22 protein-coding genes and 1 riboswitch are annotated in these 25,434 nt (G+C 71.1%); of the genes, 8 read left to right on the top strand and 14 right to left on the bottom strand.

Features of this window, described 5'->3' with window-relative positions:
- From AB0A65_RS03465 to AB0A65_RS03495, 7 genes are all read right to left on the bottom strand, one after another.
- Window positions 1–1,776: ATP-dependent Clp protease ATP-binding subunit (locus AB0A65_RS03465; RefSeq protein WP_359945587.1), on the bottom strand; the 1,776-nt coding region annotated here is incomplete at its 3' end.
- A gap of 284 nt (window positions 1,777–2,060) precedes the next feature.
- The gene (locus AB0A65_RS03470) at window positions 2,061–2,420 is read right to left on the bottom strand and encodes an Lsr2 family protein (protein WP_359945590.1); all 360 of its coding nucleotides are present in this window, start codon (window positions 2,418–2,420) and stop codon (window positions 2,061–2,063) included.
- A 265-nt stretch (window positions 2,421–2,685) separates the two neighbouring features.
- A complete protein-coding gene (gene lysS / locus AB0A65_RS03475) occupies window positions 2,686–4,140 on the bottom strand; it encodes a lysine--tRNA ligase (protein WP_359947157.1) in 1,455 nt (484 codons plus the stop codon).
- Window positions 4,141–4,257: 117 nt separating this feature from the next.
- Window positions 4,258–5,058, bottom strand: coding sequence for an AmmeMemoRadiSam system protein B (amrB, locus tag AB0A65_RS03480; RefSeq protein WP_359945593.1), 801 nt, complete (start codon window positions 5,056–5,058; stop codon window positions 4,258–4,260).
- A 21-nt stretch (window positions 5,059–5,079) separates the two neighbouring features.
- The gene (gene amrS, locus AB0A65_RS03485; RefSeq protein WP_359945596.1) at window positions 5,080–6,210 is read right to left on the bottom strand and encodes an AmmeMemoRadiSam system radical SAM enzyme; all 1,131 of its coding nucleotides are present in this window, start codon (window positions 6,208–6,210) and stop codon (window positions 5,080–5,082) included.
- Between the two features lie 91 nt (window positions 6,211–6,301).
- Window positions 6,302–7,396, bottom strand: a complete 1,095-nt coding sequence (gene ugpC / locus AB0A65_RS03490) for a sn-glycerol-3-phosphate ABC transporter ATP-binding protein UgpC (RefSeq protein WP_359945599.1) — start codon at window positions 7,394–7,396, stop codon at window positions 6,302–6,304.
- A gap of 226 nt (window positions 7,397–7,622) precedes the next feature.
- Window positions 7,623–8,369 carry a hypothetical protein gene (locus AB0A65_RS03495; protein WP_359945602.1) on the bottom strand — a complete coding sequence of 249 codons (747 nt, stop codon included), beginning with the start codon at window positions 8,367–8,369 and terminating at the stop codon, window positions 7,623–7,625.
- 47 nt (window positions 8,370–8,416) lie between these two features.
- Between AB0A65_RS03495 and AB0A65_RS03500 the strand changes: the two genes are divergently transcribed.
- Window positions 8,417–9,454, top strand: coding sequence for a UDP-N-acetylmuramate dehydrogenase (locus AB0A65_RS03500; RefSeq protein ID WP_359945605.1), 1,038 nt, complete (start codon window positions 8,417–8,419; stop codon window positions 9,452–9,454).
- Here the strand turns inward: AB0A65_RS03500 and hemB are convergent.
- The 6 genes from hemB to AB0A65_RS03530 form a co-directional block, all read right to left on the bottom strand.
- Entirely contained in the window at window positions 9,451–10,437 is a 987-nt protein-coding gene (gene hemB / locus AB0A65_RS03505) for a porphobilinogen synthase (RefSeq protein WP_359945608.1), read from the bottom strand. The two genes, AB0A65_RS03500 and hemB, sit on opposite strands and share 4 nt — an antisense overlap.
- 32 nt (window positions 10,438–10,469) lie before the next feature.
- Window positions 10,470–12,050 (bottom strand): uroporphyrinogen-III synthase, encoded by a 1,581-nt coding sequence (locus AB0A65_RS03510; protein WP_359945611.1) that lies wholly within the window; start codon window positions 12,048–12,050, stop codon window positions 10,470–10,472.
- Between the two features lie 32 nt (window positions 12,051–12,082).
- Window positions 12,083–13,015 carry a hydroxymethylbilane synthase gene (gene hemC / locus AB0A65_RS03515; protein ID WP_359945614.1) on the bottom strand — a complete coding sequence of 311 codons (933 nt, stop codon included), beginning with the start codon at window positions 13,013–13,015 and terminating at the stop codon, window positions 12,083–12,085.
- Window positions 13,016–13,031: 16 nt separating this feature from the next.
- Window positions 13,032–14,441 (bottom strand): glutamyl-tRNA reductase, encoded by a 1,410-nt coding sequence (locus AB0A65_RS03520; protein WP_359945617.1) that lies wholly within the window; start codon window positions 14,439–14,441, stop codon window positions 13,032–13,034.
- 16 nt (window positions 14,442–14,457) lie between these two features.
- Window positions 14,458–15,162, bottom strand: a complete 705-nt coding sequence (locus AB0A65_RS03525) for a redox-sensing transcriptional repressor Rex (protein WP_106363160.1) — start codon at window positions 15,160–15,162, stop codon at window positions 14,458–14,460.
- A gap of 267 nt (window positions 15,163–15,429) precedes the next feature.
- Window positions 15,430–15,675 carry a glutaredoxin family protein gene (locus tag AB0A65_RS03530; protein ID WP_359945621.1) on the bottom strand — a complete coding sequence of 82 codons (246 nt, stop codon included), beginning with the start codon at window positions 15,673–15,675 and terminating at the stop codon, window positions 15,430–15,432.
- Window positions 15,676–16,062: 387 nt separating this feature from the next.
- Here AB0A65_RS03530 and AB0A65_RS03535 point away from each other — a divergent pair, with 387 nt between their 5' ends.
- From AB0A65_RS03535 to AB0A65_RS03565, 7 genes are all read left to right on the top strand, one after another.
- A complete protein-coding gene (locus AB0A65_RS03535) occupies window positions 16,063–16,866 on the top strand; it encodes an ECF subfamily RNA polymerase sigma factor, BldN family (protein ID WP_359945623.1) in 804 nt (267 codons plus the stop codon).
- A gap of 310 nt (window positions 16,867–17,176) precedes the next feature.
- Complete coding sequence (locus AB0A65_RS03540) at window positions 17,177–18,328, top strand: DUF5667 domain-containing protein (protein WP_359945626.1); 1,152 nt, start codon at window positions 17,177–17,179, stop codon at window positions 18,326–18,328.
- 233 nt (window positions 18,329–18,561) lie between these two features.
- Complete coding sequence (locus AB0A65_RS03545) at window positions 18,562–19,467, top strand: HAD-IB family hydrolase (RefSeq protein ID WP_359945629.1); 906 nt, start codon at window positions 18,562–18,564, stop codon at window positions 19,465–19,467.
- Window positions 19,468–19,485: 18 nt separating this feature from the next.
- Complete coding sequence (locus tag AB0A65_RS03550; protein WP_359945632.1) at window positions 19,486–20,568, top strand: hypothetical protein; 1,083 nt, start codon at window positions 19,486–19,488, stop codon at window positions 20,566–20,568.
- A gap of 89 nt (window positions 20,569–20,657) precedes the next feature.
- Entirely contained in the window at window positions 20,658–21,455 is a 798-nt protein-coding gene (gene folP, locus AB0A65_RS03555; RefSeq protein WP_359947160.1) for a dihydropteroate synthase, read from the top strand.
- A 78-nt stretch (window positions 21,456–21,533) separates the two neighbouring features.
- Window positions 21,534–21,650: riboswitch (SAM riboswitch) on the top strand.
- Between the two features lie 14 nt (window positions 21,651–21,664).
- On the top strand, window positions 21,665–22,927 hold the full coding sequence (thrC, locus tag AB0A65_RS03560; RefSeq protein ID WP_359945635.1) for a threonine synthase: 1,263 nt from the start codon (window positions 21,665–21,667) through the stop codon (window positions 22,925–22,927).
- A gap of 377 nt (window positions 22,928–23,304) precedes the next feature.
- A complete protein-coding gene (locus AB0A65_RS03565) occupies window positions 23,305–24,330 on the top strand; it encodes a GNAT family N-acetyltransferase (protein WP_359945637.1) in 1,026 nt (341 codons plus the stop codon).
- An 11-nt stretch (window positions 24,331–24,341) separates the two neighbouring features.
- On the opposite strand, the gene AB0A65_RS03570 is transcribed toward AB0A65_RS03565, so the two are convergent.
- Entirely contained in the window at window positions 24,342–25,358 is a 1,017-nt protein-coding gene (locus AB0A65_RS03570; protein WP_359945640.1) for a glycosyltransferase, read from the bottom strand.
- Window positions 25,359–25,434: the final 76 nt, after the last annotated feature.

The raw sequence follows: 25,434 nt of genomic DNA on the forward strand, positions 1-25,434 counted from the left end.
GCGCGACACCGTGTACCGGTCGTGGAACTCGGACATGTCGAGCTGGATGAGCGAGTCCTCGGAGCCGAACAGGAACTCCGCGAGCGCCTTCGCCAGCTCGGTCTTGCCCACACCGGACGGGCCGGCGAAGATGAACGAGCCGGACGGCCGCTTCGGGTCCTTGAGGCCGGCGCGGGTGCGGCGGATCGCCTTCGAGACGGCCTTGACGGCGTCCTCCTGGCCGATGATCCGCTTGTGGAGCTCCTCCTCCATCTTGAGCAGGCGGGAGGTCTCCTCCTCGGTCAGCTTGTAGACCGGGATGCCCGTCCAGTTCGCGAGGACCTCGGAGATCATCTCCTCGTCGACCTCGGTGACCTGGTCGAGGTCGCCGGCCTTCCACTCCTGCTCGCGCTTGGCGCGCTTCTCGTGCAGGCGCTTCTCGGTGTCGCGCAGGCGCGCGGCGGCCTCGAAGTCCTGCGCGTCGATCGCGGACTCCTTCTGGCGGCGGGTCTCGGCGATCTCCTCGTCGATCTCGCGGAGGTCCGGCGGTGCGGTCATCCGGCGGATGCGCATGCGCGCGCCCGCCTCGTCGATGAGGTCGATCGCCTTGTCCGGCAGGAACCGGTCGGAGATGTAGCGGTCGGCGAGCGTCGCGGCCTGCACCAGGGCGCCGTCCGTGATGGACACGCGGTGGTGCGCCTCGTAGCGGTCGCGCAGGCCCTTGAGGATCTCGATGGTGTGCGCGAGCGACGGCTCGGCCACCTGGATCGGCTGGAAGCGGCGCTCCAGGGCGGCGTCCTTCTCAAGGTACTTGCGGTACTCGTCGAGCGTGGTCGCGCCGATGGTCTGGAGCTCGCCGCGGGCGAGCATCGGCTTGAGGATCGAGGCCGCGTCGATCGCGCCCTCGGCGGCCCCCGCGCCGACGAGCGTGTGGATCTCGTCGATGAAGAGGATGATGTCGCCGCGGGTCTTGATCTCCTTGAGGACCTTCTTGAGCCGCTCCTCGAAGTCGCCGCGGTACCGCGACCCGGCGACGAGCGCGCCGAGGTCGAGCGTGTACAGCTGCTTGTCCTTGAGGGTCTCGGGGACCTCGCCCTTGGTGATCGCCTGCGCGAGGCCCTCGACGGCGGCGGTCTTGCCGACGCCGGGCTCGCCGATGAGCACCGGGTTGTTCTTGGTGCGGCGCGACAGGACCTGCATGACGCGCTCGATCTCGCGCTGGCGCCCGATGACCGGGTCCAGCTTGCCGTCGCGCGCGGCCTGGGTCAGGTTGCGGCCGAACTGGTCCAGCACGAGCGACCCGGACTGCTGCGACTCCTGGGAGGTGCCGCCGGCGGTCGCGCCCGCGGGCTCCTTGCCCTGGTAGCCGGAGAGCAGCTGGAGGACCTGCTGGCGGACCCGGTTGAGGTCCGCGCCGAGCTTGATGAGGACCTGGGCGGCGACGCCCTCGCCCTCGCGGATCAGGCCCAGCAGGATGTGCTCCGTGCCGATGTAGTTGTGGCCGAGCTGGAGCGCCTCGCGCAGGCTCAGCTCCAGGACCTTCTTCGCCCGGGGGGTGAAGGGGATGTGCCCGGAGGGCGCCTGCTGCCCCTGGCCGATGATCTCCTCGACCTGCTGGCGCACGCCTTCCAGCGAGATCCCCAGGCTCTCCAGGGCCTTCGCCGCCACGCCCTCGCCCTCATGGATGAGGCCGAGCAGGATGTGCTCCGTGCCGATGTAGTTGTGGTTCAGCATCCTGGCTTCTTCTTGAGCCAGGACGACCACGCGTCGGGCACGGTCCGTAAACCGTTCAAACATGCGCTTCTGCTCCTCGCGTCCGCCGCTACTTCGTCGTCGTTACTGGTCGTGGCTTGCAAAACCCTGTGGGTACACCTTATCCCCCGGGTCCGCGGACGGCGGGTGCCACGTGGGTGACAACAAGCGTGCACCCTAAGCCATTCCCCGTGATAACAGGTTCGCTCTGAGCGCAATACCCGCGCCCCCGCGTCCCAATCAATGGCGAGGCCGCACCGTTCCGGGACATGAGAAAACGCCCGCTTCCCGGGCGGGGGAAGCGGGCGGTGCGATCGGGCGCCGGACTACTAGTTGTGCGCGGCGTTGTATTCCTCGACGATGGCGGCCGGAATGCGGCCCCGGGGCGACACGTTCTTGCCGGAGCGGGAGGCCCACTCGCGGATGGCCTTGTTCTGCTCGCGGTCCACGGACTGGCGGCGCGGGGGCGCGACGGCGCCGCGGACCGGCCCGCGCGGGGTGCCGAGCGTGTAGCGGCCCAGTCGGGTGCCCGCCTCCTGGAATTTCTCCAGCGCGTCGCGCAGTTCTTTCGCGTGCGACGCCGACAGGTCGATCTCGTAGGCCTGCCCGTCGATGGCGAATTTGACCGTCTCCTCAGCGGTGCTGCCGTCGATATCGTCGATCAGGATGACCTGTGTCTTCTTCGCCATGGCAAATTCCCCTCGGACCCGGCCCAACAGTGCTTTTCGCTCTTACTAGTGCCAGAGCATATACGAGTCCCTAAGAGAAAGGAAAGAGGGTGGAGCGAAAGATTTGTGAATGGATCGCTACCGCGCCGCTCGCAGCGTGGCAAACCGCTCGGCAAACATCATCGGGGAATGGGCCCGGGAGGTGGGCGAAAAGGGACCGCATCGGGTTATCCGCAGTCGGCCGCGCAAGCGGCTCCGCGGGTCCCGATGCGGTCCCTTTGCTTTGCTATTCGGGTTTCACCAGCGGGAAGAGGATGGTGTCGCGGATGCCGAGTCCGGTGAGCGCCATAAGGAGCCGGTCGATTCCCATGCCCATGCCGCACAGCGGCGGCATCCCGTACTCCATCGCCCGCAGGAAGTCCTCGTCGACGCCCATGGCCTCGTCGTCGCCCTTCGCGGCCTGCCTGGCCTGGGCCTCCATGCGCTCGCGCTGGACCACCGGGTCGATCAGCTCGGAATAGCCGGTCGCCAGCTCGAAGCCGCGCACGTAGAGGTCCCATTTCTCGGTGAGGCCGGGAGTGGTGCGGTGGCCGCGCACGAGCGGGGACGTCTCCTCGGGGTAGTCGAGGACGAACGTCGGCGCGTGCAGGTCGTCCACGACGAGGTGCTCGAACAATTCCTCGGCGAGTTTCCCGGGACCCCACTTGGGGTCGACGCCGAGTTCGACTTTGTCCGCGTACGCGCGCAGCTCCTCGTACGGCGTGTCGACCGTCACGGTTTCTCCGAGCGCTTCGGAAAGGGACCCGAAGAGCGTGATCTCGGCCCACTCGCCGCCCAGGTCGTAGCTCGACCCGTCCGCGAGTTCGACGGTCTCGGTCCCGAAGACCGATCGCGCCGCGCCTTGAATGAGCGACTTCGTGAGGGCCCCGATCGTGCGGTAGTCGCCGTAGGAGCGATAGGCCTCCAGCATCGCGAACTCCGGCGAATGCGACGAGTCGGCGCCCTCGTTCCTGAAGTTGCGGTTGATCTCGAATACGCGGTCGATCCCGCCGACGACGCACCTTTTCAGATAGAGCTCGGGCGCGATCCGCAGGTACAGGTCGATGTCGTAGGCGTTCATGTGCGTCACGAACGGCCGCGCGGTGGCCCCGCCCGGCTGGACCTGCATCATCGGGGTCTCGACCTCGATGAACGACTCGGCGTCGAGCTGGTCGCGCAGGGACTTGACGACGCGGGCGCGGTTGCGCACGGTGTCGCGGGCCTCGGGCCGCACGATGAGGTCGACGTAGCGCTGGCGCACGCGAGTCTCCTCGGCGAGGGCCTTGTGCGCCACGGGGAGCGGGCGCAGGGCCTTGCCGGTGATCTGGAACGAGTCGGCCATGACCGACAGCTCGCCGCGCTTGGACGAGACGACCTCGCCGGTGACGCCGATGTGGTCGCCGATGTCGGCGAGGCGCTTCCATTCGGCGAGGGCCTCCTCGCCGATCTTCCCCTGGGAGAGCATCACCTGGAACTCGGTGCCGTCGCCGTCGCGCAGCCGCGCGAAGGCGAGCTTCCCGGCCAGGCGCACGAAGATCACCCGTCCGGTGGTGGAGACGGTGACTCCCGAGGACTCGCCGTCGGCCAGCCCGCCGAACAGCCCGCGGAGCTCCGCGAGCGAGTGCGTGCGCGGGTAGCCGAGCGCGTACGGCTCCTTGCCTTCCGCGAGGAGGGCGGCGCGCTTCTCGCGCCGGATCTTCATCTGCTCGGGAAGGTCGTCGCCGGTCTCAGTGCTGTCTTGCTCGTGCTCGGTCACGTCTTACAGGGTAAACGCCGCCCCTTGCGGCGGTCGTGCGAGTTTCGCCCCCGCGAGCGCAGGTCACAGCGCGGGGCGCTCGATCGCGAACGCCGGGTAGCCGACGACGCGGTCGGGCGTGCCGGCCGTGTCCGCGGAGGTCGCGAGCGCGAGCTGGCGCGGGCGGCGGCCGGTGGCGTCGGCCCAGGCGAGCGTGCCGCGCAGGGCGAACACGCCGCACGCGTGCTGCGGGGCGATCTCGCGGGGCCGCAGGCTCTTGATCGCCTCGGCGGTGGCGGCGTCGATGCGCTGGGCCGTGGCGAGGTCGTGGTAGTGGGACAGGTCGGTGGAGCAGACCAGGACGGCGTCCTCCCCTGCCTCTTCGAGGAGCGCGGCGATGATCCGCGCGGTGTCCGGGGTCTGGCTCATGCCGCAGGCGACGGGCGTGACCTCGATGTCGTCGCCGAGGGCGACCTGGAGGAACGGCAGCTGCACTTCGAGCGAGTGCTCGGCCTCGTGCGGGAGGCGCGAGGAGCCGACGACGTTCGTGGCGGCGGCGCGCACCTGCCCGAGCGGGGTCTGCCACGCGGTGTAGGGCGCGGCGGCGTGGCCGCGGAGCGGGTAGTGGTGGGACGGGCCGACGAGGACGACGCGCTTGACGCGGCCGCGGTGGGCGGCGAGGCGCGCGTACGCGTGGGCCGCGACGGGCCCCGAGTAGCGGTATCCGGCGTGGGGCACGATGTAGGCGGCCGCGAGCGGTTCGCTCACGGGCCCGGCCGCGTCGATGAGGCGCTGGACGTCGCGGCGGAGCTGCCCGGGGTCGGCCGGGTAGAAGCGGCCGGCGACGGCCGGGGGCCGCACGGTTTCGGATTTCGTCGAAGGCATCGCAGGTCTTCCGGTGGTGGGTTATCGCTGACTGACTGACGGTGCGGCGATGCGGATCGGTTGCCGCTTGGGACCCCAGTCTCCCGCCGGTCCCTCGAAGATGCCGGGAACGCGCGCCCCGCAACGTACGCACTGTCCGCTATCCGACACTGCATACCGGTCAATCCGGTACCAATCACGCACTATGAGGGCTTCGCCACAGTCGTGGCAGACCGTGGTCTGCCCTTCCGGGTCGTGCACGTTGCCGGTGTAGACGTACCGCAGGCCCGCGTCGAGCGCGATCCGGCGCGCGCGCCTGAGGGTCGCGGGGGGCGTGGGCGGCACGTCCCGCATCTTGAAGTCCGGGTGGAAGGCCGTGAAGTGCAGGGGCACTCCGGGGCCCAGGTGCTCGGCGATCCACGCCGACTCGGCCGCGATCTCCGCGTCCGAGTCGTTGTGCCCCGGGATCAGCAGCGTCGTGATCTCGGTCCACACGTCGGTCTCGTGCACCAGGTATTCGAGTGTGTCCAGGACCGTCCTCAGTGACGCGAAGGCGATCCGCTTGTAGAAGTCCTCGGTGAAGGCCTTCAGGTCGATGTTGGCGGCGTCCATATGGGAGTACAGCTCCCGGCGGGCGGGGCCGTTGATGTACCCCGCCGACACCGCGACCGCCTTCAGCCCCGCGTCGCGGGCGGCGTCGGCGCAGTCGGCCGCGTACTCCAAGAACACCGTGGGGTCATTGTAGGTGAACGCTATGGAGTTGCACCCCAGGCGTTTCGCAGTGGCGGCGAGCGTCACGGCATCCGCTTGCGAGGAGAGGGTGTCGATCTCACGCGATTTGGAGATGTCCCAGTTCTGGCAGAACCGGCACGCGAGGTTGCACCCGGCCGTGCCGAACGACAGGACCGGGGTACCGGGCAGGAAGTGGTTGAGCGGCTTCTTCTCCACGGGGTCGATGCAGAAGCCGGAGGAGCGGCCGTAGGAGGTGAGGACGATCTGGTCGCCCATGCGGGCCCGCACGAAGCAGAGCCCGCGCTGGCCCTCCCGCAGGCGGCAGGCCCGCGGGCAGACGGTGCACTCGACGCGCCCGTCGTCCAGGGCGCGGTGGAACCCGGTGCCGACCGTGAACTCGTCGGCGCCTTCCACTCTCGGCCTGGGGGTGAGGGCGGCCATGCGTCCACGGTAGCTCTCGGAGGGTTGCCTTCGCGTTACGGGCAGCGAAAAAGGGCCGCGCAGCCAGTGCGCGGCCCCCTTTCGTACAGCCTTAGTTCAGACGCTCACCGGTGGTGGCGTGGAAGACGTGCTCGTGGCCCGGCTCGGGCACGACGTACACGGTCTCGGCCAGGCGCGGGACCTTCGCCGACTCGGTGCGCACCACGAACCGCTCCGAGGAGCCGTTGTAGGCGGCGTGGCCGTAGACGTACGCCTCGGAGCCCAGCTCCTCGACGAGGTCGACCTCGATCGGGATGCCGCCGGAGCCCTCGGTGCCGATCTTGCAGTGCTCGGGACGGATCCCGATGGTGACCTGCTGGTCGCCGCCCTCGGCCGTCGCCGCGTCGCGGACCTCGCGCGAGAGCGGGAGGGTCACGTCGCCGAACAGGCCGCCGGCCTCGGTCAGGGACACGGTCTTGATGTTCATGGCCGGGGAGCCGATGAAGCCCGCGACGAAGGTGTTCTTCGGCTTGTCGTACAGCGTGCGCGGGGTGTCGCACTGCTGGAGCAGGCCGTCCTTCATGACCGCGATGCGGTGGCCCATCGTCAGCGCCTCGACCTGGTCGTGGGTGACGTACACGGTGGTGATGCCCAGGCGCTTCTGGAGCGAGGCGATCTGCGAACGGGTCTGCACGCGGAGCTTCGCGTCCAGGTTCGAGAGCGGCTCGTCCATGAGGAACACCTGCGGCTCGCGCACGATCGCGCGGCCCATCGCGACGCGCTGGCGCTGGCCGCCGGAGAGGGCCTTCGGCTTGCGGCCCAGGTAGTCCTGGAGGTCGAGGAGCTTCGCGGCCTCTTCCACGCGCTGCTTGATCTCGGCCTTCGGCATGCGGCGCAGCTTGAGCGCGAACGCCATGTTGTCGAAGACGGACATGTGCGGGTAGAGCGCGTAGTTCTGGAAGACCATCGCGATGTCGCGGGACTTCGGGGGGAGGTTCGACACGTCGGTGTCGTTGATGAAGATCGAGCCCTCGTCGACCTCTTCGAGGCCGGCGAGCATCCGGAGGGAGGTGGACTTCCCGCAGCCCGAGGGGCCGACGAGGACGAGGAATTCGCCGTCCTGGATCTCGATGTTCAGCTTGTCCACCGCGGGCTTCTCGGTGCCCGGGTAGATGCGGGTGGCGCCCGCGTACGTCACTGTTGCCATGATGTTCCCTTTCACTGGCAGGCACGTGCCAGACGATCCGTGGTAAAAGGCGGTTGTCCGTCGCAGGACGGGAACACCAGGTCCCCGCGCTGGGACGCGCGCAGCGCGGTGCGAGCACCGCGGAGCGTGGTGTGAGCCTAGCCTCGGGTGAATGCCTTTGCCAAGTCGGCTCCGAACGTTTGTCCGGTTTATCGGTGTGCTTTACCGAACCGTTACCCGGCCCCGGCTACTCCACGCGCAGCGCCTGGAGCAGGCGCTCGTCCCCCACGACGTCGCAGATCCCGAACGGCAGCCGCCCCCACAGCGCCAGCGCGATGTCCGACGCCGACCCCGCCGCGCGGGCCTGGAGCTCGGTCCGCGCGTCCGGCTGGTCCAGGAGCGCGACCCGGCCTTCGCGCAGGCGCACGAACCACGTCGAGTCGGCGTCCTGCGCGAACAGCTGCACGAGCCCGCTCGCGTCGGGGTGCGCGCCCCTGCGGGCGCCGACGGGGAGGAACGCCTCGAACGCCTCGGTCACGGCGTCCGCCGCGAGCGCCACCTGCACGGGCGCGGTCGCGCCGACGGCCATCTGGAGGTCCCACCTCGCCAGCCCGGTCGCGACGGTGGCGCGCCGGTGCCAGAACTCGGCCCGCCACTCCACGGGCGCCCACGTCCATGCGGGCGACTCGGGCCCGCGGGCCTCCACGGCGTCGAGGACGGCGGCGAGCGACTGGTCGAACAGGTCGAGGACGGCCGGGCCGGTGGCCTCGGGGCGCGCGGGCTCGGGGACCTCGCGGTCCTCCGAGGGCACCGTGAACAGGGCGTCCACGGTCCACCGGTACAGGCGCACGAGGTCCAGGAGGATCCCGGCCACGGTGGTGTCCGGGCGCGAGGGCGCGACCCGGTCGAGCACCCCGGGCTCGCAGACCGACCGCAGGCCCGCGGCCTCCGTCTTCAGTTCGGTGAGGTAGTCGGTGATGCGCAGCTTAGCCATGGTGACCGCCGTTCCTCGTAGCCTGCGAAAAGTCTAGGCTTTCGGGCGTGACACACGCCAGTCCGACGCCTCGCGCCGCCGATCGGAATGTCCTCGGCGCCTACACGACCCTCCGCCTGGGCGGCCCCGCCCGCGAGCTGGTCGAGGCCGCGTCCTCGGAGGAGGCGGTCGCGGCCCTGCGCGCGGCCGAGGGCCCGACGCTGGTCCTCGCCGGGGGCAGCAACATCGTCATCGGCGACGCGGGCTTCGACGGCACGGTCGTGCTCCTGCGCGGCGGGGGCATCGAGGAGCTCGGCGGGCGGACCGTGCGGGTCCAGGCGGGCCAGGTGTGGGACGACTTCGTGGCGTGGACCGTCGCCAGCGGCCGCTCCGGCGTCGAGTGCCTCAGCGGCATCCCCGGCTCGGTCGGCGCGACCCCGATCCAGAACGTCGGCGCCTACGGCCAGGAGGTCGCCCAGACCATCGAGTCCGTGCGCGTCTGGGACCGGGAGAAGGACGAGATCCGCGACTGGACCCCGGCCGAATGCGGCTTCGCCTACCGGCACAGCGTGTTCAAGCACTCCGACCGGTACCTGGTCCTGAGCGTGGACTTCGCCTTGGAGGCGTCGGCGCTGTCCGGGCCGATCGCCTACGCGGAGCTCGCGAAGCGCCTCGCCGTCGGCATCGGCGACCGCGCGCCCCTCGCCGAGACGCGTGCGGCGGTCGTGGAACTGCGCCGGGGCAAGGGCATGGTCCTCGACGAGTCCGACCACGACACGTGGAGCGCCGGCTCGTTCTTCACCAACCCGATCGTCCCCGCCGGCACCCTTCACGACATCGCGGCCAGGACCGGAGGCGAACCCCCGCACTGGAAGACCGACGACGGCCGGGTGAAGATCTCCGCCGCCTGGCTCATCGGGGCCGCGGGCTTCGAGAAGGGCTACGGCCGCGGCAACGTCGGCCTCTCCACGAAGCACACCCTCGCCCTGACGAACCGGGGCGGCGCGACGACGACCGAACTCCTCGCCCTCGCAACCGAAGTGGCCGACAAGGTCGAGGCCGACTTCGGCGTCCGCCTCCACCCCGAACCCGTGATGGCCCTCTAGCGGAGGAGCGCCGCCGCTTCGAGGGCGGTGTAGGTGGCGATGATCCTGGCTCCCGCTCGTTTGATCGAGGTGAGGGACTCCAGGATGGCGGCGTCACGGTCGATCCAGCCGCGTTCCGCCGCCGCCACGAGCTGGGCGTATTCGCCGGAGATGTGGTAGGCCGCAACGGGAACGGGGGAGCGTTCGGCGGCGGCGCGGACCACGTCGAGGTACGGGAGGGCGGGCTTGACCATGACGATGTCGGCGCCCTGCTCGATGTCGAGGTCGATCTCCAGGAGAGCTTCGGTGGCGTTCGCGGTGTCCTGCTGGTAGGTGCGGCGGTCGCCCTGGAGCTGGGACTCGACGGCCTCGCGGAACGGGCCGTAGAACGCGCTGGCGTACTTGGCGGCGTAGGCGAGGAGCCCGGTGTCGGTGTGCCCGGCCTCGTCCAGTGCGGAGCGCACGAAGCCGATCTGGCCGTCCATCATGCCGGAGGCGCCGAGGAGGTCGGCGCCGGATTCGGCGAGGGCGAGGCCCATCTCGGCGTAGCGGTCGAGGGTGGCGTCGTTGTCGACCGAGCCGTCCTCGCGCAGGACGCCGCAGTGGCCGTGGTCGGTGAACTCGTCCAGGCACAGGTCGGGGATGACGACGAGGTCGTCGCCGACCTCCTCGCGGATCGCGCGGGTGGTGCGGTTGAGGATGCCGTCGGGGTCGGTCGCGGCGGAGCCGACGGCGTCGCGCACGGCGGGGACGCCGAAGGGCATGAGCCCGCCGAGCCCGGCGCGCGCGGCCTCGACCGCGAGCTTGCGCACGGAGTCGACGGTGTGCTGGTAGACGCCGGGCATCGTCGCGATCTCGACCGGCTCGTGGAGGCCCTCTTTGACGAAGACGGGGAGTACGAGCTCGTTCGGATGGACGCGGGTCTCGGCGACGAGACGGCGAAGGGCCGCAGTGCGGCGCAGCCTCCGGGGCCGGATGACGGGGTATTCGGAGCTGTGCGGCACTGCGGCCACTTCCCTTCTTGCGTAACAACTCTTTAGCGGAACCTCAGGGCCGTGGGGCCCTGGACCTTCTGGCCGCGGCGGGTCTTGATCGGGCCCTCGGCCAGGCGCTGCTTGAGCTCCGTGGCGTACTCGGCGAGCGCCTCGATGAGGTCGGGCACCGAGGCGTTCTCGGGCTTGGCGTCCACGCGCAGGCCGAACTCGGTCGCGGTGTCCGCGGTGGCCGGGCCGATGCACGCGACGACGGTGCGCTGGTGCGGCTTCCCGGCGATGCCCACCAGGTTGCGGACCGTGGAGGACGAGGTGAACAGGACCGCGTCGAAGCCGCCGGACTTGATGGCGTCGCGGATGTCCGCGGCGGGCGGCGAGGCGCGCACGGTGCGGTAGGCGGTGACGTCGTCGACCTCCCAGCCGCGCTCCGAGAGGCCCTGGACGAGCGTCTCGGTGGCGATGTCGGCGCGGGGCAGGAGCACCCGGCCGACCATGTCGAGGATCGGGTCGTGCGGCGGGAAGACCTCCAGGAGGCCCTCCGAGGACTGCTGCCCGGTCGGGAGGAGCTCGGGCTCGATGCCGAACTCGCGCACGGCGTTCGCGGTGGCCTCGCCGATGCAGGCGATGCGCAGGCCGCCGAAGGCGCGGGCGTCGAGGCCGTGCTCCTTGAACTTCTCCCAGATGGCCTTCACGGAGTTCTGGCTGGTGAAGACGATCCACGCGTAGCGGCCGTCGACGAGGCCCTTGATGGCCCGCTCCATCTGGGCGGGCGTGCGGGGCGGCTCGACGGCGATGGTCGGGACCTCGCACGGGATGGCGCCGTAGGCGCGCAGGCGCTCGGACATGACGCCGGCCTGCTCCTTGGTGCGCGGGATGAGGACCTTCCAGCCGTACAGCGGGCGCCCCTCCCACCACGCGAGCTCGTGGCGGTCGTCGACGCCGGGGCCGATGGTGAGCACGACCTGCCCGGCGTAGCCGAGCGCGGCCTCCACGAACGTGTCCACAGAGGACGTGGTGGTGTACTCGGTCTCGCCGGTCGCGTCGCCGGTGACGGCCACGGCGGTCTCGCCGGAGACGCCGCCGGAGAGGAGGATGTCCCGCAGTGAGGAGAGGTCGGAGACGTCGGCGGTGACGGTGAGCGAGCCGCGCTTGATCGCGTCGGCGATGACGAGCGGCTCGACCGAGGCGATGTCGTCGATCTCGATGACGGTGCGGATCTCCCCGGGGGGCATGCCAGCGTAGACCGCGACGGCCTGCGCGTGGCTCATGCCCGGGATGACCTCGAAGCGGGCCTGCTCCGCGGAGGCGGCCCGGATCTCGGCCCGCGCGAGGCGGTTCGGGTAGGCGTCGCCGACGATGAGGCGGACGAGGTTCTCGCCCTCGCGCGCGGCGGCGGCCATGAGCTTGCCCTGGTCGGACGGGGAGGACTCGATCAGCTTGAGCTTGGCGTCGTCGCCGTTGATCTCCTTGGCGGCCTCGACGAGCGACTGCGGCAGCGACCGGTCGTAGTAGACGCGGTCGGCCTCGCGGATCGCGTCGAGGGCGCGCTTGGTCAGCAGTCCCGGGTCGCCTGGGCCGGTCCCGACGAAACGCACGCGGCCCACCGGCTTACGGGCACTGGTCATGTTCTCTCCATCAGCAATCGTCTGAGATACGTCTACTTCAACAGTTGTGCGGCACCCGCGTCGAGCAGTTCCTCGGCGAGCCGCCTGCCCGCGGCCGCGGCCTGCTCGGCCAGCTCCGGGCCGCCGTTGTCGGCGAGCGCGGCGGTGGTCGAGAGCCGTTCGATGACGGAGCCGTCGACGGCGCCCACGGCGCCGCGCAGATACAGGTCGACTTCGCCGGGATCGGCGCCTTCGGCGACGTCGGCGAGCGAGGCGACGGGAGCGCTGCAACCGGCTTCGAGCCGTTGCAGCAGCGCGCGCTCGGCGGCGACGGCGGCCTGGGAGTACCGGTCGTTGAGCTTAGCCGAGATCAGCGCAGATGTCATGTCGGCTTTGCGGCATTCGACCGCCAATGCCCCTTGTGCGGGAGCGGGAAGCATCACCAACGGGTCCAGGTATTCCGTCACTTCCGCCTGGCGGCCGACCCGCTTGAGGCCGGCGGCCGCGAGGATCACCCCGTCGAGGTCCTTGCCGACGCGGCCGATGCGCGTGTCGACGTTGCCGCGGATCGGCACGCACTCGAAGCCGCGCCCCAGGGCGTTCAGCTGGGCGATGCGCCGGGGCGAACCGGTGCCGATCCGGGCGCCGGGGCCCAGGTCGGAGAGGGTGCGCCCGTCCGAGGCGACGAGCACGTCGCGCGGGTCCTCGCGCGGCGGGACGCCGATGACGAGGTGCTCGGGCTGCGCGGTCGGCAGGTCCTTGTACGAGTGGACCGCGATGTCGATCTCCTCGCGCTCCAGGGCCTCCCGGAGCTGGTTGACGAAGACGCCGACCCCGAGCTCCGCGACGGGCACCGTGGTCCCGTCTCCTGTGGTCTTGATCTCCACGAGTTCGACGTGCTCGCCGGTGAGGCGGCCGATCGCGTCCGCGACCATGCCGCTCTGCGCCAATGCGAGCTTCGATCCCCTGGTCCCGACTCGGATCACGGGCGTGCTTCCCTTCTCAAGACTGCTGCGTTGCAGCCGTTCCGGTTTCGGACGGGGCGGAGGGGACCGTCCCCAGGGCCTCGGCCACGGGGGCCGACGCGGGGCTGATCTTCAGGGCCTCGATGAGGTGGTCGCCCTCGGCGGCCGTGAGGACGGCCGCGTCGAGGGCGAAGAGGTCGCGCAGGGCGCGCGCGTAGTCGGGGGCGCCGGGCTGCCCGGCGAGCTCGCGCACGCGCACGGTGGGCTCGTGGAGGAGCCGCTGCACGACGCGGTGGACGGTGCGGGCGACCTCGGCGCGCTGGTCGTCGGTGAAGTCGCCGCGGCGGGCCACGCGGGCGAGCTCGGCGTCGACGATGTCGGCGGCGGCGGAGCGCAGGGCGGCGACGGTGGGGGTGACGGCGTCGGCGCGCAGGCTCTCGTTGAACGCGGCGATCTCCTCGGCGAGGAGGCGCTCCACCTCGGCGAGGGTGTCGGCGGCGGCCCCGGCGGCGTCGGCGCGCTGGATCTCGGCGATGTCGACCACGGTGACGCCGGGCAGGAGCGCCACGTCCTCGGCGACGTCCTTGGGCAGTGCCAGGTCGCAGACGACGAGCGGGCGGGTGCGCCCGGCGAGGTCGGCGGCGCGGAGCACCGGCTCGGGCGAGGAGGTGGCGCAGACGAGCAGGTCCGCTCCGGCGGCGAGGCCGGGCAGGTCGGCGTAGTCGGCGGCCTCGGCGTCCCAGACGTCGGCGAGGCGCTGCGCCTTGGCGCGGTCGCGGTTGGCGACGGCGAGGGACTTGACGCCCGCGCGGGCGAGGGTCGCGGTGGCGAGGGAGCCCATGGACCCGGCGCCGACGACGGCGGCGCGGGTCTCGGTGAGGCCGTTGGCGAACCCGGCCGCGGCGAGCGCGCGCTCGGCGAGGTCGAGGGCGGCGGTGACGATGGAGGGCGCGGCGGCGTCCACGTCGGTCTCGGCGTGGATGCGCTTCCCCACGCGCAGGGCCTGCTGGAACAGCTCGTGCAGGTGGCGCCCGACCTGGTCGGCCTCGCGGGCGGTGTCGTAGGCGTCGCGGAGCTGGCCGAGGATCTGCGGCTCGCCCGCGACCATGGAGTCGAGTCCGGCGGCGACGCGGAACGCGTGGGCGACGGCGTCGGCGCCGTGGCGCACGTACCCGCAGGAGGCGAAGTCGAGGTCGGCCTGGATCTCGGTGAGGCCCCAGATGCGGTGGAGCTCGTCGACGATCGCGGAGAGGCCGCCGTGGAAGGACGCGGCGACGGCGTAGACCTCGACCCGGTTGCAGGTGGAGAGGACGACGGCCTCGCGGACCTCGCCGCCGCGCAGGAGGGCGCGCGCGAGGGCGGCGGCGGCGTCGGGGCCGACCGCGAGCCGTTCCAGTGTCTCGACCGCTGCGCTGCGGTGCGAGATGCCGACAACCAGGAGGTTCACTGCACCGTTCCCGTCTCTAGACGTCTGTTTCCGGCCTGCTGAGCGTCTTGTGGTGTTCGTGGAATGAGAGGATCTGGAGCTCGACGGCCAGGTCGACCTTGCGGACCGCCACTCCCTGCGGGACGGCGAGGACGCACGGGGCGAAGTTGAGAATGCTTGTGACACCAGCATCTACGAGGAGGTCGGCCACGTGTTGGGCGGCCGCGCCGGGTGTGGCGATCACCCCTATGTTGATGCCTTCGTCACGTACGGCCCGGGCGAGGAGCGCCACGTCGCGCACCTGGAGGCCGTCGAGGTCCTTGCCTATGATGCCCGCGTCGGCGTCGAAGAGGCCAACGATGTCGAAGCCGCGTTCGGAGAATCCGGGGTAGCGGGCGAGCGCCTGCCCCAGGTGGCCGAGGCCGATGATCGCGACCCGGGAGTCCTTCGTGAGTCCGAGCACACCGGCGATGTGGGTGGCGAGGTTGGCGACGGAGTAGCCGACGCCGCGCATCCCGGACGCGCCGAGCTGGGAGAGGTCCTTGCGGAGCATCGCGGAGTTCACGCCCGTGGCGGCCGCGAGGGTCTCGGAGGAGACGGTGTCCACGCCGGACTCGGAGAGCGTGCCGAGGGCGCGGAGGTATTCGGGCAGGCGCCTGACGGTCGCGGCGGGGAGGTCGGCCGCCGCCGCAGGCGGGACCGCTGCGGCCCGCTGGCCTGTGCCTTCACCGGTGGTCGTCAATGCTGGAGCTCCAGGTCCGATCCGCGCCGCCGTGCACCGGCGCGCCACTCAGCTTAAGGAGGCGGGTGTCGCGGGGGGAACGGAGGGGTGAACGGACTCGGCGGCTCGCGGTCGCTGCGCGGTACACCCCCGTATCACCGGGCGAGGCCCGGCTGTACCGAAATTGCAGACGTCCCGGCGAGCCGCCGTCTGCCAGAATTTTGCCCTAAAAGACCGTTGTGGGACGGTATTTCAGATAATTGTCGGTGTGTCGCCCCGCGGCGCGCCTCACGCCCGCGGCGCGGCTAGGTCCTTGAGCAGGCGCGGGACGTCCACGTCCCAGTACCCGTGCTCCCTGCCGTCGAGCAGCAGCACCGGCAGCCGGTCGCCGTAGTCGCGCGCGAACGCAGCGTCGTCGGCGACGTCCACCTCCGTCCACTCCTCGCCGGTCCGAGCCGCCACCAGGTCGAGCGCCTCGCGCGCCGCGACGCAGAGATGGCATTCCTTTGTAGTCAGCAGCGTCAGCCTGTTCACCCTGCTCCATCCGCCATTCCAAGAAGTCGGCCCGGATCGCACAGCTTGTGCGACACCCTCCGTCATTCCTCGATCACTATTGAGGCACAACCGGTCCGCGGCCGCGGACCACCGAACGTTTGGGGAGGTAATGGTGGGATTCCGCCCCCGCAACGAAGGGTACGCCGGCGCATCGGGCGCGCGCCGACATCGACCCCCGCACACCCGTCACCGAGCGCGACACGCCGAACGCAAATACGCGTCGCCGACCCCGCGGATTTCTAGACTCAGGCGGGTCAGTCCCTGCGGGATCCGTTCGCTCCACTCGGCCCGACGACCCCTCACACGAGGAGGCCAATAGTGCCCGGTATTGCACCGACCTTGGCTGTGGCAAGCCACGACTCGGCAGTGCTCACAGCAGACATCGCCCCTTTCTTCAACCCAGGATCGATCAGTGCGCTGCTCGCGCAGCACCCGGCTCCGACCTTCGCGCGCCTCAAGCAGGCCGTGTGGACGGTCCTCAGCCTGGACACCGGCACCGCCGAGCAGCACCAGGTGCGGCCCGGCCGGGGCACGGGGCCCGGCGCGGCCGGCGGCTCCGCGGGCGGCACCGCCGACCGCGGCACCGACCAGCACGAGGACCAGGTCGACGGCGACGAGGTCGCCGACCTCGTCGCACGCGCCCAGGACGGCGACCCGGGCGCCTTCGGGGAGATCTACGACCGGTACAACGACACGGTCTACCGCTACATCTACTTCCGCGTCAACAACGCCCAGCTCGCCGAGGACCTCGCGTCCGAGACGTTCCTGCGGGCGCTGCGGCGCATCTCCTCCTTCAGCTGGCAGGGCAGGGCGTTCGGCGCGTGGCTGGTGACCATCGCGCGGAACCTCGTGGTCGACCACTTCAAGTCCGGCCGGTACCGGCTGGAGATCGTCAAGCCCGACGTCCTCGGCGCCGACGAGAAGGACCACGACCCGAGCACGTCGCCGGAGACCGCCGCGCTGGAGAAGCTGACGAACGCGACGCTCCTCACGGCCGTCAAGAAGCTGAACCCCGACCAGCAGGAGTGCATCGTGCTCCGCTTCCTCCAGGGGTTCACCGTCGCCGAGACCGCCCGCACCATGGGCAAGAACGAGGGCGCGGTCAAAGCGCTCCAGTACCGGGCGGTGCGCACGCTCGCCCGGCTCCTCCCCGACGGCTTCCGAGGCTGAGAGGCCGTCCGATCCCCGACCGCCCCCTCCCGGCCGCATGCGTCGGGAACCCGACACCACCCGTTCCCAAGGGCTCCGGCCCCCTATCCCGTAATCGACGATCCGCCTCCTCACGGCGGACCGGAACTGCCAGGTCAGGGCTCTTTACCGGCCCGATACCGCCGCGAGACCCTTCCGCGACGAGGACGATGTGGTCCGAAACGCAAGGTTCGCGGCGAACCGTAACCTCAGGGGCTACTCGTGCGTTGTTCTCAGTACAGGAGCAGGATCCATGCAGTGAGAGGGGGTGTGCCCGGTGACATTGAACCCTATGGAGCGCCGACGCGCGGAGGATTTCGCGCGGCTGCTTGACTCCCAAGGACCCACCCTCCCTCACTCGCGCCGCAGCGCGGACGCATCGGGTGCGTCGGCAGAAGCACTCGCCGAACTCGTCGGCGTCACCGAGCGGCTCGGAGGACTGGGCGACCAGCTCTTCAACGCCGCGCGCCCGTCAAGGGACTGGCAGGACGCCACCAGGAGGCGGCTCATGGCCGTCGCCCAGGAAGAGGGGATCGGCGTCACCGCCAGGCACCGCGCCAGCGCCGCCGTCCCCGAGACGAAACGCGCGCCCGTCCTCGACGAGATGTTCCCCCGCCGCCCCCGCGGCGGCAGGCGCATCGCGATCGTCGCGGCACTGCTCACCGGGACCGTCGCCATATCCGGGGTCTCCGCGGCCTCCGGCGACGCCCTCCCCGGCGAGACGCTCTACAACGTCAAGCGGTCCACCGAGCGGGCGCAGCTGGCGCTCGCCGGCAACGACCTCGGCCGCGCGCAGCTCTACCTGGAGTTCGCGCGGACCCGCATCCAGGAGGCCCAGCTCGTCGCGGACGACGACGACGCGGCCGCCGACGCGCTCACCGACGCCACCTCGGAGCTGAAGAGCGCCAGCGCGCTCCTCGGGGAGCTCGCCGTCGCGAACGGCGACCCCGCCCCGCTCGACTACCTCGACCTGTTCGCCAACGAGCACCGCTGGGTCCTCGACGACCTCGTCGGCGACCTCGGCGGGGACGCGCGGAGCGCGGGCGAAGAGCTCGCGTCGGTCCTGGAGGCCGCGGCCGTCAGGTCCGTCGAGCTGCGCGAGTCGCTCGACTGCACCGAGGCCGGCGGCAGCGCCGACGACCTCGGGCCGATCCCCGGCACCTGCGCGCAGGGGAACGTCGACGCCACCGAGCCGGCCTCGCCCGGGTCCACGGGCGGCACCGCCGAGACCGGCGGCACCGAGCCGTCGGACGGCGACGCCACCGGTTCCGACGCCGGGGCGACCACCGGGACCGACCCTGCCGAGCAGACCGACGCGCCCGCGTCCGACCCGACCAGCGGCGGGGCCACCAGCCCCGCCTCCGACGGGCCGACCACCGGCGCCGAGGAGGACGACGACGTCCTCGGCGAACTCACCGGGATCATCTCGGACCTGTTCAATTGATCACCCGCCACCGCAAGGTGGCGGGAAAAGGTGCGGAGCAGGGCCGGGGAGCCGCGAGGCGACCCGGCCCTTCCTCACGCCCCCGACCGGGGCGGGGGCGAAGGCCGCATTTCCGCCCACCCGTAGCCGAGGCACGCGACCGGGGCCATACATGAACAAGGCCACACTGGAAATTCACCGGGCTCGCGTCCTCGCGTTACAGGCCGTCTGCCTTGGGCTTGTAGGCTTTCAGGGTGTCAGAGATCGAGGCTTCCTCCAGCGCCTCCGCCACACCCCGTTCCACGGCAGTGCGGGGCGGCGGCGTCGCTCGCACCCAGCCCAACCCCCATTCCGTCGTCGTCGAGCCCGGTGCGCCCGGCGAGGACGAGCTCGCCCACACCCCCTCCGCGGCGTTCTTCGACGTCGACAACACCCTCATGCACGGCGCGTCCACGTACTACCTGGCCCGCGCGCTGGCCCGCCACGGCGTGCTCTCCGGGCGCGACATCCTCGGCTTCGCGTGGAAGCAGGCGCGGTTCAAGTTCCAGGGCGTCGAGCACCACGGGCACATCTCGCAGATCAAGTCCTCGGCGCTCGAACTCGTCGCCGGGTACCCGGTGGACGAGATGCGGGCCCTGTGCGAGGAGGTCGTGGACCGCGACATCTCCCCGCGCATCCTCGCGCCCGTGCGGCGCCTCGCCGAGCGGCACCTCGAAGCCGAGCAGGAGGTCTGGCTCGTGACCGCGAGCCCGGTCGAGCTGGCCGGGGTCCTCGCCGCGCGCCTGGGCCTGACCGGCGCGCTCGGGACGATCGCGGAGATCGAGAACGGCTGCTACACCGGCCGCCTCGTCGGCGACCTCATGCACGGCCCCGCGAAGGCCGAGGGGATCGCCCAGCTCGCGGCCGAGCGCGGCCTCGACCTGACCCAGTGCACGGCCTACTCCGACTCGGCGAACGACCTGCCGATGCTGCGGAAGGTCGGCCGGGCCATCGCCGTCAACCCGGACACGCGCCTCGCACGCCAGGCCCGCCACCACGGCTGGCCGGTCCTGGACTACCGGCGCGGCCGACGCGCCGCGAAGCTCGCGCTGCCCGCCGCCACCGCGGCGGGCGTCGGCGCGGGCCTGCTCTACCTGTACAAGTCGCGCGAACGCGACTAGAGCTGGGACGACCAGGGCTTGGACAACGCGCAGCGGTTCGCACTCGCCGGGACGGCGGTGCTCGCGCTCGCGTGGCTGGCATGGCCCTCGCCCGACCGCCCCGAGACCGCCGCCGCGCCCGTGGCGGTGCCGACGGTGTGGGAGAGGTGGGACGCCGAGCCGGTCGACTGGCCGGGGACCGCGGACGGCCGGGCGTGGACGCCGCTGAAGATCCTCGACGACGACCAGGCGCTCGCCACGGACGGCGCCGGGAGCCTGCTCTATGTGGAGCTGGGCGAGGCCGGCGACGCGGCGGCGACCGTGCTGGCCGAGCCCGGGACCGTCCCCGGAGTGGTCGCCGCGGCGGCCACGGACGAGCGGCTCGCGTGGCTCACGTCCGTGCCGGACGCGCAGGGCCGCGTGGCCTCCGAGCTGTGGACGGCGCCGCGCGGCGCCGACGGGGAGCCCGGTGAGGCGGTGCTGCTGACCGCCGACACCGGGGACGTGATCGCGTCCGGTTCGGCGTACGACCTCCAGTTCGCGGCCGAAGGGCTCCACTGGCTCGCCACGGCCCGCTCCGAGACGCTCGTGACCGAGCACCGGTCGGTCCCCGTCGAGGGCGGGGAGGTGACGGTGACGGGCCACCGGGGCGCGTGGCAGGCGGCCGCGTGGCCGTGGCTCGCCAGCGCCGGGTCCGACTCGCTGGGCGGGGCGCAGCTGGTGCGCACCGACACCGGTGCGGGCGTGAAGGTCTTCTCCGGGTCGGAGGAGCTGACACTGTGCTCGGCGACATGGTGCCGGCTGATCGTGAACGCGGAGGACGGCGCCCGCACGGACCTCGTCCGTCCAGACGGGACCGGGAGGGTAACGGTCGCGGAGGGGTTCACGTCCGCGGTGTCCCCCGATGTGGGACTGGTGGACCGCTTCGAGCCGCTCGCCGAGCGGGCGGTGGCCGCGGGCGACGCGACGGAGGTGACGCTGTTCGACCTCGAAGCGGGCGAGGCGTTCCTGGTCGCGTCCAGTGCGGGGCGGGCCGGGGCGGACGCGCGGCGGCTGTGGTGGTCGACGGGCACCGGGGAGCTCCTGGTGTGGCACGTGCTCGACCTCACGGACCTGGCTTAATGCGAGGCGTTCCCGCTCCGGGCGCGGGTAACGTCGAGTCCGTGACCACACCGCAGAGCGCCGGGACCGGGCCGATCCGCCCGCAGATCATGGGGATCCTCAACATCACCCCCGACTCGTTCTCCGACGGCGGGCGCTATCTGGACTTCGGCGACGCGGTCGCGCACGGCGAGCAGATGGGCGCCGACGGCGCGGACCTGATCGACGTCGGCGGCGAGTCGACGCGCCCGGGCGCGGACCGGGTGGACGCGGCGACCGAGACGTCCCGCGTGGTGGACGTGATCGCGGCGCTCGCCGAACGGGGCCTTGCGGTCTCGATCGACACGACCCGCGCGGCGGTCGCGGCGGCGGCGATCGAGGCGGGCGCGAGCGTCGTCAACGACGTGTCGGGCGGGCTCGCGGACCCGGACATGGCGCGGGTCGTCGCGGACACGGGCGTGCGGTGGGTGCTCATGCACTGGCGCGGGCACTCGGCGGACATGCAGCAGCTCGCGAAGTACGAGAACGTGGTGGCCGACGTGAAGGCCGAGCTGGAGGACCGGGCCGAGGCGGCCCTGGACAACGGCGTGGAGCGGGACAGGCTGATCCTGGACCCGGGGCTGGGGTTCGCGAAGTCCGCGGAGCACAACTGGCGGCTGTCGGCGCACCTGGACGAGTTCGTGGCGCTGGGGTACCCGGTGCTGTTCGGGTCCTCGCGGAAGTCGTACCTGGGGCGGCTCCTGGGCGACGAGAGCGGGAAGCCGCGCCCGGTGGGGCAGCGGGAGGCCGCGACGCTGGCGACGTCCGTGCTGGCGTTCGAGGCGGGCGCGTGGGGCGTGCGGGTCCACGACGTGGCCGGGACGGCGGACGCGCGCGCGGTGTGGGAGGCGACCCGGGCGGGCCGTTAGACGGTGCTGCGCGTCTCGTCTCGGAAGTTGGAACGGGTGTTGCCGATTCCGGTGGCGCGCCCGTAGCATTTCGCTCGTACTTCATCCAGAGCAGCTGAGGGGTCCGGCCCTGCGAAGCTGCGGCAACCACCGACACGCCCGAGGGCGTCGCGGCAGGTGCCAAATCCGGCCCGCCACGAGCGGGGAAGATGAGGGAGGAGCCTTCTCGTATGTCGAATGCCCTTTTTGCCGACAGTCCGGCCAAGGGACTGGTCTGCCGCAACTGCAACGCCACTTACGACCTGGTCGCCCAGCACGCCTGTTGGCAGTGTTTCGGGCCGCTCGAAGTGGACTACGACCTCGACGAGCTCGCGAAGGTGACGCGGGCGCAGATCGAGGCGGGCCCCCAGAACATCTGGCGGTACGCGCCGCTGCTGCCGGTCGGCGTCCACCCCGGGGACCGGGTGAGCCTGAACCCGGGCCTGACCCCGCTCGTCGACGCGGTGCACCTGGCGAAGGCCCTCGGCATGAGGAAGCTGTGGGTCAAGGACGACAGCGCGAACCCGACCCACTCGTTCAAGGACCGGGTCGTGTCGACCGCGGTGTCGGCGGCCGTGAAGCTCGGGTTCGACCGGTTCGCGTGCGCGTCCACGGGGAACCTGGCGAACTCGGTGGCGGCGCACGCGGCGCGCGCGGGCGTCCCGTCGATCGTGTTCATCCCCTCGGACCTGGAGCCGGGGAAGATCGTGCAGTCGGCGATCTACGGGGGCACGCTCGTGGCCGTCGAGGGCTCGTACGACGACGTGAACCGCCTGTGCTCGGAGCTGACCGAGACCGACGACTTCGAGTCGACGGCGTTCGTCAACGTGAACATCCGCCCGTACTACGCGGAGGGCTCGAAGACCCTCGGGTACGAGGTGGCCGAGCAGCTGGGGTGGCGGCTGCCGGAGCAGGTCGTGGTGCCGATGGCCTCGGGCGAGCTGCTCACCAAGATCCACAAGGCGTTCGAGGAGTCCGCGGAGATCGGCCTGACGGCCCCGGGGAAGGTCCGGGTGTTCGGGGCGCAGTCGGCCGGGTGCAGCCCGATCGCCGACGCGTTCAGTGCGGGCACCGACGTGATCACCCCGGTGAAGCCCACCGGGATCGCGAAGAGCCTGAACATCGGCGACCCGGCGGCGGGGCCTTACGCGATCGAGGCGTGCCGTTCGACGGGCGGCGGGATGGCGAAGGTCTCCGACGACGAGATCCGCGAAGGAGTGAAGCTTCTCGCTTCGACCACCGGCGTGTTCGCTGAAACGGCCGGCGGGGTCGTCGTCGCTACGCTCCGTAAGCTCTTGGAGGCGGGGAGCCTCGACCCGGAGGCGGAGACCGTCATCTACAACACCGGTGAGGGCCTGAAGACACTTGACGCGGTGTCGTCGCTGGTGGGGCCGACGCATACCGTGAAGCCGTCGTTGAAAGCGGCGAAGGACGCGGGTATTCTAGTTTCTTAAGTGGAGTCGGGAGTTCGGAATTCGGGCTCGTCAAACGCTTTCCGAACTCCTGAAATTATCACTCACAGTGACCGTTGTGAAGTGGAGTGTCGGGTACCCGACAAAAAGAAGAGAACTTCGGGTCTTGACCGTATTCACTGAATGAGCAAGAATTCTTGGTGCGGGAGGCCGCAGATGTCCTGTCGCCACTCACCCGGTTGACTGCGAGTCCTGGGGCTAGAACGTGTCGAGCAGCGCCAGCCGGTGTCAGGAACTGCGGTCTCCCGACCACGCTCCCCCCGTGTTCCCGTAACCGGATCCCCGCTCCCCCAAACCTTTCCGGCAGAAGCCGCCGCTATCGGCTTGCCCGCGCCGCACCCCTCTGCCAGGCTCAGGCCATGACGCATTTCGACATCGTCCCGGTGGACCCCTCTGACCACGTGCTCGTCCAGTCCTGGCTCGACGCGCAGGAGCAGGTGGACGCGCACGACTTCCAGGGCCTGCGCCCGTGGCTGCCGCTCGGCCCCCTCGTCGGCCTGGTCCTCCCCGACCCCGACGGCCGCCGCGAGAAGTGGGCGGCCGTCTGCGACGGCGAGGTCCTCGGCTACCTCGGCCTCAGCCTCTCCGATCGCGACAACACCCACCTCGCGGGCTTCGAGATCGGCGTCCTACCCCAGTCGCGGCGCCGCGGCATCGGCTCGGCCCTGCTGCGGCACGCTGAGGAGCGCGCCGCCGAGGACGGGCGCTCCACGATCTCGACGTGGGTCGCCGTCCCCCACGAGAGCTCCCCCGACGTCCGCGGCGACGGCGGCCCGTTCCTGGTCGACAACGGCTACAAGCGGTCCCTCGAAGCGGCCGTGCGCGTCTGCGAGCTCGCCGCGGTCGACGACGAGGAGATCGACCGGCTCTGGGACGCGTCCTGGGAGAAGGCCGACGGCTTCGAGCTCGTGTCCTTCCACGGCGTCCCGCCCGAGCGCGTCATCGAGGGCCTGGCGTACCTCCAGGCCCGCATGTACACCGACATGCCGCTGGGCGACTGGGACCTCCAGGAGGGGCGCATCACCGCCGACACCCTGCGCCTGTGGGAGCGTCAGCGCCTCCAGAAGGGCCAGGTCAACCTCCAGACCGCCGTGGTGCACAAGGAGAGCGGCGAGGTCGCCGGGCTCACCGAGATCCAACTCGTCGGCGGGGACGAGCGGCACTGCATGCAGGGCAACACCATCGTCGACCCGCGCTTCCGCGGGCACCGCCTCGGCACGGTCCTCAAGATCGCGAACCAGCGGCGGCTCCAGTCGATGCGGCCGTGGATGCGGTACGTGTGGACCGGCAACGCCGAGTCGAACTCGCAGATGATCAGCATCAACGAGTCCGTGGGGTACCGCCTCGCGGGCCACGAGACGGTCTTCCAGAAGAAACTCGGCTAGAAGAAGTTGAGCTAGCGGATCAGGTCCTCGTGGATCGCGCGGCGCTGGGCGTGGAGCTCGGCGATCCGCTCGCTCGCGGCCGCGTCCCCGTCGCGGGCCGCGTCGCGCAGCGAGTGGATCTCGTCCTCCAGGTCCAGGCCCCGGCGGTTGAGCTCGAACAGCGTCCCCCCCACCTCCGGCTCGGGGGTCTCGCGGATGATCCTGGCCCCGGCGGCGGTGACGCCGAACGGGGCCAGTCTCGCCGCGTCCAGTTTGAAGGCGCGGCGGTGGCCGGCGACCTTGTCCATCCGGTCGCTGCCCTCGCTCTGCATGTGGGAGAGGCCGGTGTGGGCGTACAGCCACCACATGGTCTCGCCGTCGAGGTGGCGCACGTTGTAGTTCCACGGGGCGAGGACCTGCGCGAGCGTGCGGTGGTTGTTGCGGTACACCGTGCCCGGGTCCCCGGCCCGCTCCAGGAGGCTCAGGCCGATCGAGGGGCTGTGGTGGTAGGCGCGGTGCCCGGCGGCGCGGGACGGGACCCAGTTGCAGCCCAGGACCGGCGAGAGGATCGCGGGCTGGCCGGCGCCGGAGGCGAGGTACGCGGCGGCCTCCTCGTGGAGGCGCCCGGTGAGGTCGCGGTGGATCGCGTCGTCGTCGTCCAGGCGGGTGGTGAGGACCCAGCCCTTCTTGCGGGCCTTCGCCTCCTGGCGGACCCAGGCCGCGAGGTCGGGCACGAAGTCGCGCTTGAGCTCGGTCTCGGCGATCCTGATGTACGGGCGGCCCTCGGCGAGGCCGTCGAGGCGCTTGCGGGCCGCCGGGGGCATGTCCCGGTCGACCCCGATCACCCAGACGAAGTCGCGGTCCGCCTGGGCGTCGAGCGAGGCGAGCGTCAGGTGCTCCATCATGAGCTGGCGGTAGGCGAACCACTGCTCGTCGAAGACGCCGATCCCGTGGCGGGTGGCGATGACGTGCAGGAACTCCTTGGACCGCGGGGCGGGGCAGCGCAGGCGGCGCTTGAGGGCTTCAGGGACGAGGGGCGACAGTCGCATGGGCTCACTTCCTCTGGGCGGGAGCGTGACTATGCCGTGAGAACGCTCCGGCCCCGTGGCCGGTTGCTTGCGCTCG

The sequence above is a fragment of the Glycomyces sp. NPDC047010 genome (assembly GCF_040644205.1).
Taxonomy (GTDB): domain Bacteria; phylum Actinomycetota; class Actinomycetes; order Mycobacteriales; family Micromonosporaceae; genus Glycomyces.